The sequence below is a fragment of the Streptomyces sp. NPDC026500 genome (assembly GCF_055567635.1).
The window spans coordinates 1-7883 of record NZ_JBVHQB010000061.1 but is presented as its reverse complement, the minus strand read 5'-3'; the positions used below and the strand labels follow the sequence as shown (position 1 = coordinate 7883).

Below are 7883 nucleotides of genomic sequence, written 5' to 3'. Positions count from 1 at the left end.
CGCGGTCTGTCGGTGGACGGCCGCTGCAAGTCGTTCGCGGCGGCCGCCGACGGCACGGGCTGGGGCGAGGGCGCGGGCATGCTTCTCGTGGAGCGCCTCTCCGACGCTCGCCGCAACGGCCATCCCGTCCTGGCCGTGGTTCGTGGTTCGGCAGTCAACCAGGACGGTGCCTCCAATGGCCTGACCGCCCCTAACGGTCCCTCGCAGCAGCGCGTCATCCGTGAAGCGCTCGCCAGTGCGGGGCTGACCGCCGCCGAGGTGGACGCGGTGGAGGCGCACGGCACGGGTACGCGGCTGGGCGATCCCATCGAGGCGCAGGCGCTGCTGGCGACCTATGGCCGGGACCGTCCGGAGGGGCTGCCGCTGCACCTGGGGTCGATCAAGTCGAACATCGGGCACACGCAGGCCGCGGCCGGTGTCGCGGGCATCATCAAGATGGTCATGGCGATGCGCCACGGCGTGCTCCCGCGGAGCCTGCACATCGACGAGCCGACTCCGCAGGTGGAGTGGGACGCGGGCGACATCGCCCTGCTGACGGAATCAGTGGCGTGGCCCGAGACGGGTCGCCCGCGCCGCGCGGGTGTCTCCTCATTCGGTATCAGCGGTACCAACGCTCATGCCGTCGTCGAGCAGGCTCCCGAGGACGCGCCGGTCTCGGCGCCCGAGACGTCTCGCGTTCTGCCGGTGCTGCCGTGGCTCGTCTCCGGTCGTACGGCCGAGGCGCTGCGGGCTCAGGGTGTCCGGTTGCGCAGCTTTGCCGAGGGTCCGGTCGACGTTCTGGATGTCGGCCACTCGCTCGCCACCGGCCGTGCCGCTCTGGAGCATCGCGCGGTGCTGCTCGGTACCCCGGCCGACGGGTATGCGGGTCTGACTGCGGGGCTCACGGCTCTCGCCGAGGGTGGGGCCTCGGCCGGTCTGGTCCGGGGCGCGGTGGACAGTGGCTGGCTCGCCTTCCTGTTCACCGGGCAGGGGAGTCAGCGGCTGGGCATGGGGCGTGAGCTGTATGCCGCGTACCCGGTCTTCACGGAGGCGTTGGACGCGATTGCGCAGCGGCTGGAGCTTGCGCGGCCGTTGAAGGACGTGCTGTTCGGGGACGACCCCGAGACGCTGAACCGTACGGAGTTCGCGCAGCCTGCGTTGTTCGCGGTCGAGGTGTCACTGTTCCGGCTGTTCGAGTCGTGGGGTGTGAAGCCGGACTTTGTTTCCGGGCATTCGATCGGTGAGATCGCTGCCGCGCATGTGGCCGGGGTGCTGTCCCTGGACGACGCGTGCAAGCTGGTGTCCGCTCGTGGTCGGCTGATGCAGACGCTGCCGGAGGGTGGCGTGATGATCGCGCTCCAGGCGACGGAGGACGAGGTCACGCCGCTGCTCGGCGAGCGCGTGAGCATTGCCGCGATCAACGGTCCGGGGTCGGTGGTCATCGCGGGTGACGCGGAGGAGGCCGAGCGGATCGCCGGATCGTTCGGCGACCGCAAGTCCAAGCGGCTCACCGTCAGTCACGCCTTCCACTCGCCGCACATGGACGGCATGCTCGACGAATTCCGTGCCGTGGCGGAGTCGCTGACGTACGAGCTGCCGAAGATATCGGTGATCTCGAATGTGAGCGGTGCTCTTGCTTCGGAGGAGCTGACGCGGCCGGAGTTCTGGGTGCGGCACGTCCGCGAGGCGGTCCGCTTCGCTGACGGTGTCCGCGCTCTGGAAGCCATCGGCGTCACCACGTTTGTCGAGCTGGGTCCGGACGGGGTTCTCTCCGCGATGGCCCAGGACTGTGTCGAGAACGCCGACGCCGCTGTCTTCGTCCCCGCCCTGCGGGGCGGGCGTGACGAGGCCGAGACCGCCGTCGCGGCCCTCGCTCATGCTTACGTTCGCGGCGCGGGCGTGGACTGGTCCGCCTTCTTCGCCGGTGCCGGCGGCGCCTCATCGCTGATGGCCGACCTGCCGACATATGCCTTCCAGCGCTCGCGCTACTGGCTGGACTTGTCGGGTGTCGCACGCGTGGTGGGCGACGTGACGGACGACGGTTTCTGGGACGCGGTCGAGGAGGCGGACTGGGACTCCCTGACCACTGAGTTGGATGTGGCCGGTGACGCCACCGTCAACGAGTTGCTGCCGGCCCTTTCGGCCTGGCGCAAGCGGCGCAAGGCCGAGTCGGAGGTGGATAGTTGGCGTTACCGGGTCAGCTGGAAGCCGTTGGCCGGTACTGCCGCCGGTGGGCTGAACGGTACGTGGCTGGTGGTGTCGGCTGCCGAGGGTGCGGGTGACTCGGACGTGGTGGCGGCGTTGTCGGGGGCGGGCGCGCAGGTGCGTTCGATCTCGGTGCGGGCGGGCGCGGACCGTGCGGCGGTCGCCGGACTGCTCGCGGATGCCGGTGAATTGGCCGGTGTCGTCTCGTTGTTGGGTGTGGTGGGCACCGCCGTTCTGGTGCAGGCGTTGGGTGATGTCGGCGTGGTAGCTCCGTTGTGGGCGGTGACGCGGGGTGCGGTGTCCGTCGGCCGTTCCGAGCGGCTCGCCGACCCCACTGCCGCCGAGGTGTGGGGCCTGGGGCGGGTCGTGGCTCTGGAGGACCCGGATCGCTGGGGCGGTCTGGTCGACGTTCCTGGAGAGTTGGACGAGCGGGCCGGGGCGCGGCTGGTGGGCGTGCTCGCCGGTGCGAATCCTGGCGAGGATCAGGTCGCGGTGCGCGGCTCGGGTGTCTTCGGGCGTCGTCTGGTCCGGGCCCCGCAGGGTGAGGGTGCGGTGGCGTGGGCTCCGTCCGGGACGGTGTTGGTCACCGGTGGTACGGGTGCGCTGGGTGGCCGGGTGGCTCGTTGGCTGGCGGGTGCGGGGGTCTCACGGCTGGTGCTGACCAGCCGTCGGGGCATGGACGCTCCGGGTGGGGCCGAACTCGCCGCTGAGCTGGCCGGTTTGGGTGTGGATGTGTCTGTGGTGGCGTGTGATGCCGCGGACCGGGATGCCTTGCGGGTGCTGCTGGCGGGTGAGGCGGAGGGTTTGACGACCGTCGTGCATACGGCCGGTGTCCTGGACGACGGTGTGCTGGACTCCCTGACCGCCGAGCGTTTCGCGTCGGTGCTGCGGGCCAAGGCGGACTCGGCCCGCAATCTGCACGAGCTGACCGTCGAACTCGGCATCGGGCTCGATGCGTTCGTGCTGTTCTCCTCGATGAGTGGCACGCTCGGCGCGGCGGGTCAGGCCAACTATGCTGCCGCCAACGCCTACTTGGATGCCCTGGCCGAGCAGCGCCGCGCGGACGGCCTGGCCGCGACCGCGCTGGCCTGGGGCCCCTGGGCCGAGGGCGGCATGGCCGCCGACCCAGCTCTGGAAGCGCGCCTGCGGCGCGACGGCGTGCCACCGATGGACGCCGACCTTGCCGTCACGGCCCTCCACCGGGCCGTCGGTGGCGGCGAGGCAGCGTTGACGGTGGCGCACATCGCGTGGGACCGGTTCCTTCCCGGCTTCGTCGCCGGGCGTCGCAGTGAACTGTTCGCCGAGCTGCCCGACGTGCGTGCGTCGCAGGAACAGGCGCGTACCGCTTCCGGGGCGGACCGTTCCGGCACCCTCGCCGGGAGGTTGTCCGCCCTGTCGGCTACTGAGCAGGAGCGGGAGCTGCTGGAGCTGGTCCGTACGCACGTGGCCTCGGTGCTCGGGCACGCCGCCACCGACGCGGTCGGTGCGGAACGCGCGTTCAAGGAGCTGGGCTTCGACTCGCTGACCGCCGTGGAGCTGCGCAACCGACTCGGTGCCGCCACCGGTCTCAAGCTCACGGCCACCCTGATCTACGACTACCCGACCGCGGCATCGCTGGCCGCGCATTTGCGGGGCGAACTGGTGGGCGGCGTCGAGGTGTCCGGCGCGGTGCTGCCGGCCGTGGCCGTCTCCACCGACGACCCGATCGCCATCGTCGCGATGAGCTGCCGCTTCCCGGGAGGCGTGGCGACTCCCGAGGAACTGTGGCGGCTCATGTCCGAGGGCCGGGACGCGGTCTCGACCTTCCCCACCGACCGCGGCTGGGACCTCGACCGGATCTACAGCCCGGACCCGGACCGGTCCGGTACCTCGTACACGTGTGAGGGCGGTTTCCTCGACGGCGCCGCGGACTTCGACGCCGAGTTCTTCGGGATTTCGCCGCGCGAGGCGCTGGCCATGGACCCCCAGCAGCGGCTGCTGCTGGAGACCTCGTGGGAAGTTTTCGAGCAGGCCGGTATCGACGTGGCCGCGCTGCGCGGCAGCCGTACCGGTGTGTTCGTCGGCACCAACGGCGGCGACTACCTCTCCCTCGTCGCCCGGGAAGCCGAAGGCCTGGAAGGGCACTTGGGCACCGGCAACGCCGGCAGCGTGATGTCCGGCCGTATCTCCTACGCGCTGGGCCTGGAGGGTCCGGCCGTCACCGTCGACACGGCCTGCTCCTCTTCGCTGGTCGCGTTGCACTGGGCGATCCAGGCGCTGCGCAACGGCGAGTGCGAAATGGCGCTGGCCGGCGGTGCGACCGTGATGTCCACCCCGGAGAACTTCATAGACTTCAGCCGCCAGCGCGGGCTGGCCGAGGACGGCCGGATCAAGGCGTTCGCGGCGGCTGCGGACGGTACGGGCTGGGGCGAGGGCGTCGGCATGCTGCTCGTGGAGCCGCTGTCGCAGGCCCGTGCCAAGGGCCATCCGGTCCTGGCGGTGGTCCGTGGTTCGGCCGTGAACCAGGACGGCGCCTCCAATGGTCTGACCGCGCCCAACGGTCCGTCCCAACAGCGTGTCATCCGCGCCGCGTTGGCGAGCGCGGGACTGTCTGCCAACGAGGTCGACGCGGTCGAGGCGCACGGCACGGGGACGCGGCTGGGCGACCCGATCGAGGCCCAGGCCCTGCTGGCGACCTACGGCCAGGACCGGCCCGAGGGTCGGCCGCTGTTGCTCGGTTCGGTGAAGTCGAACATCGGGCACACCCAGGCCGCGGCGGGCGTCGTCGGCATCATGAAGATGGTGCTGGCGATGCAGCACGGCGTGCTGCCGCCCACCCTGCACGTGGACGAGCCGACCCCGCATGTCGATTGGTCGGCCGGGGATGTCTCGTTGTTGACGGAGTCGGTGGCGTGGCCGGAGACGGGTCGGCCGCGTCGCGCGGGTGTCTCCTCGTTCGGTATCAGCGGTACCAATGCGCACACGATCGTGGAGCAGGCGCCGGAGCCGGTGGTCGAGGCGGGGTCGCAGGTGTCGGTGCGGCCGGTGCGGCTGGTGCCGTTCCTGCTGTCGGCGAGGAGTGCGGAGGCGTTGTGCGGTCAGGCGGCCGCGCTGCATGCCCATCTCGGTGAGCGGGTGGACGCCGACCTGAACGATCTGGGTTTCTCGCTGGCGGCGGGGCGTTCGGTCTTCGAGCGTCGTGCGGTGGTGGTGGCCGGTGACCGGGAGGGGCTGCTGGCCGGTCTGGCCGGTCTGGCGCAGGATTCGGGTGCGCCGGGTGTGGTGACGGGTTCGCCGCTGTCGGGGAAGACCGCGTTCCTGTTCACGGGGCAGGGCAGTCAGCGGCTGGGGATGGGGCGTGAGTTGTACGCCCGGTACCCGGTGTTCGCCGATGCCTTCGACGCGGTCGCCGTGCGGATGGACCTTGAACTGCCCTTGAAGGACGTGCTGTTCGGCGGCGAGGACGAGCTGTTGAACCGTACGGAGTTCGCTCAGCCTGCGTTGTTCGCGGTCGAGGTGGCGTTGTTCCGGCTGTTCGAGTCGTGGGGTGTGAAGCCGGACTTCGTGTCCGGGCACTCGATCGGCGAGATCGCTGCCGCGCATGTGGCGGGGGTGTTCTCGTTGGAGGATGCCTGCAAGCTGGTGTCGGCCCGGGGTCGGCTGATGCAGGCGCTGCCCGAGGGCGGCGTGATGATCGCGCTGCAGGCCACCGAGGACGAGGTCGCTCCGCTGCTGTCGGAGCGGGTGAGTATTGCGGCGATCAACGGGCCGCGGTCGGTGGTCATCGCGGGTGATGCGGACGAGGCCGAGCGGATCGCTGGATCGTTCGGCGACCGCAAGTCGAAGCGGCTGACCGTCAGTCACGCGTTCCATTCGCCGCACATGGACGGCATGCTCGACGAATTCCGCGCCGTGGCGGAGTCCCTGACGTACGACTTGCCGAAGATATCGGTGATCTCGAATGTGAGCGGTGCTCTCGCTTCGGAGGAGCTGACGCGGCCGGAGTTCTGGGTGCGTCATGTTCGTGAGGCGGTCGGCTTCGCCGACGGCATCCGAGCCCTGGAAGCCGCGGGGGTGAGCACGTACCTCGAACTCGGTCCCGACGGCGTCCTGTCCGCCATGGCCCAGGGCTGCGTCGAGAACGCCGACGTCGCTGTCTTCGTCCCTGCCCTGCGCGCCGGTCGCGACGAGGCCGAGACCGCCGTCACCGCCCTCGCCCGGGTCCACGCCAACGGCACGCGCGTCGACTGGTCCGCGTACTTCGCCGGTACGGGCGCACATCGCGTGGACCTCCCGACGTACGCCTTCCAGCGGCAGCGCTACTGGCCCGCCGTGTCCCCGTACCACGTCGGGGACGTCGAGGCGATCGGTCTGGAGGACACCGGGCACCCGCTGCTGAGCGCGGGCGTGGCCCTGCCCGAGTCCGACGGCATGGTCTTCGCCGGACGCCTTTCGCTCGATTCGCACCACTGGATCGGCGACCACGTGATCCACGGCAGCGTTTTGTTGCCGGGAACCGCGTTCGTGGACCTGGCGGTGCGGGCGGGTGACCAGGTGGGGTGCGACACGGTCGAGGAGTTGATGCTGGAGGCTCCGCTGGTGCTGCCCGAGCGTGGTGGCGTGCAGCTCCAGCTTGTCGTGGAGGCTCCGGACGGCGCGGGTCGGCGTCCGTTCAGTGTGCACTCGCGTCGGCAGGACGCGCTCGCGGAGGAGCCGTGGACCCGGCACGCCTCCGGCGCGCTGCTCGCCGGTGAGGCCGGCACTGAGACCCCGGATTTCGCCGAGTTCGCCGTCTGGCCCCCGGCCGGTGCCGTACCGGTGGACGTGCACGATCTGTACGCGGAGTTGGCTGCCGAGGGACTTGCGTACGGTCCGTTGTTCCAGGGCTTGACGGCCGCGTGGCGGCGTGGCGGCGAGTTGTTCACGGAGGTGCTGCTGCCTGAGGCCGGGCGGCGTGAGGCGGCTCGGTTCGGGGTGCATCCCGCACTGCTGGACGCCGGTCTGCACGCCATCGGGTACGACGATGCCGCGCAGGCCGCGTTGCTGCCGTTCGCCTGGTCGGGCGTCACGCTGCACGCGGCGGGCGCGACCGGGCTGCGGATGCGGCTCACCCCGCTTGCGCCGGACGACCCGTACACCCTCGCTCTGCATGTCGCGGACGAGACCGGGCGCCCCGTCGCGACCGTTGACGCGCTCACTCTGCGCGCGGCCTCGGCCGAGCAGGTCCGGGCGGCTGACGGTGGTCATCTGGATTCGTTGTTCCGGGTGGAGTGGGTGCCGGGTGCCGCGGGTGCGGCGGGTGCTGAGGGGCAGCTTTGGGCCGTTCTGGGTCGGGATGTGTACGGGCTGGCGGCCTGCGGGGCTCGGGTGACCGAGTACGCGGATGTGGCCGCGCTCTCCGCCGCGGTGGGGGCGGGCGAACCGCTGCCGGACGCGGTCTTCGCCTCCTCGCCTGCTCCGGAGGGCCAGGATGTAGCGGCTGCTGTGCATGCGGCGGTGACTGACGCGCTGGGCACTCTCCAGGCGTGGTTCGCCGACGAACTCCTCACCGGAGCACGGCTGGTGTGGCTCACGGCTGGTGCCGTCGCGAACGGGTCGGGTACGAGCGCCGTTGACCCTGTCGGGGGTGCGGTGCGTGGTTTGTTGCGTTCGGCGCAGTCCGAGAATCCGGGTCAGTTGGTGATGGTCGACCTGGATGGTCGGGCCGAGTCGCTGTCGGT

At 70.8% G+C, this 7883-nt stretch carries 1 protein-coding gene; it reads left to right on the top strand.

The window, feature by feature from the left end:
* A partial coding sequence (locus ACZ4N5_RS42870; RefSeq protein ID WP_467762390.1) for an SDR family NAD(P)-dependent oxidoreductase occupies positions 1-7883 on the top strand: 7883 nt, incomplete at both ends.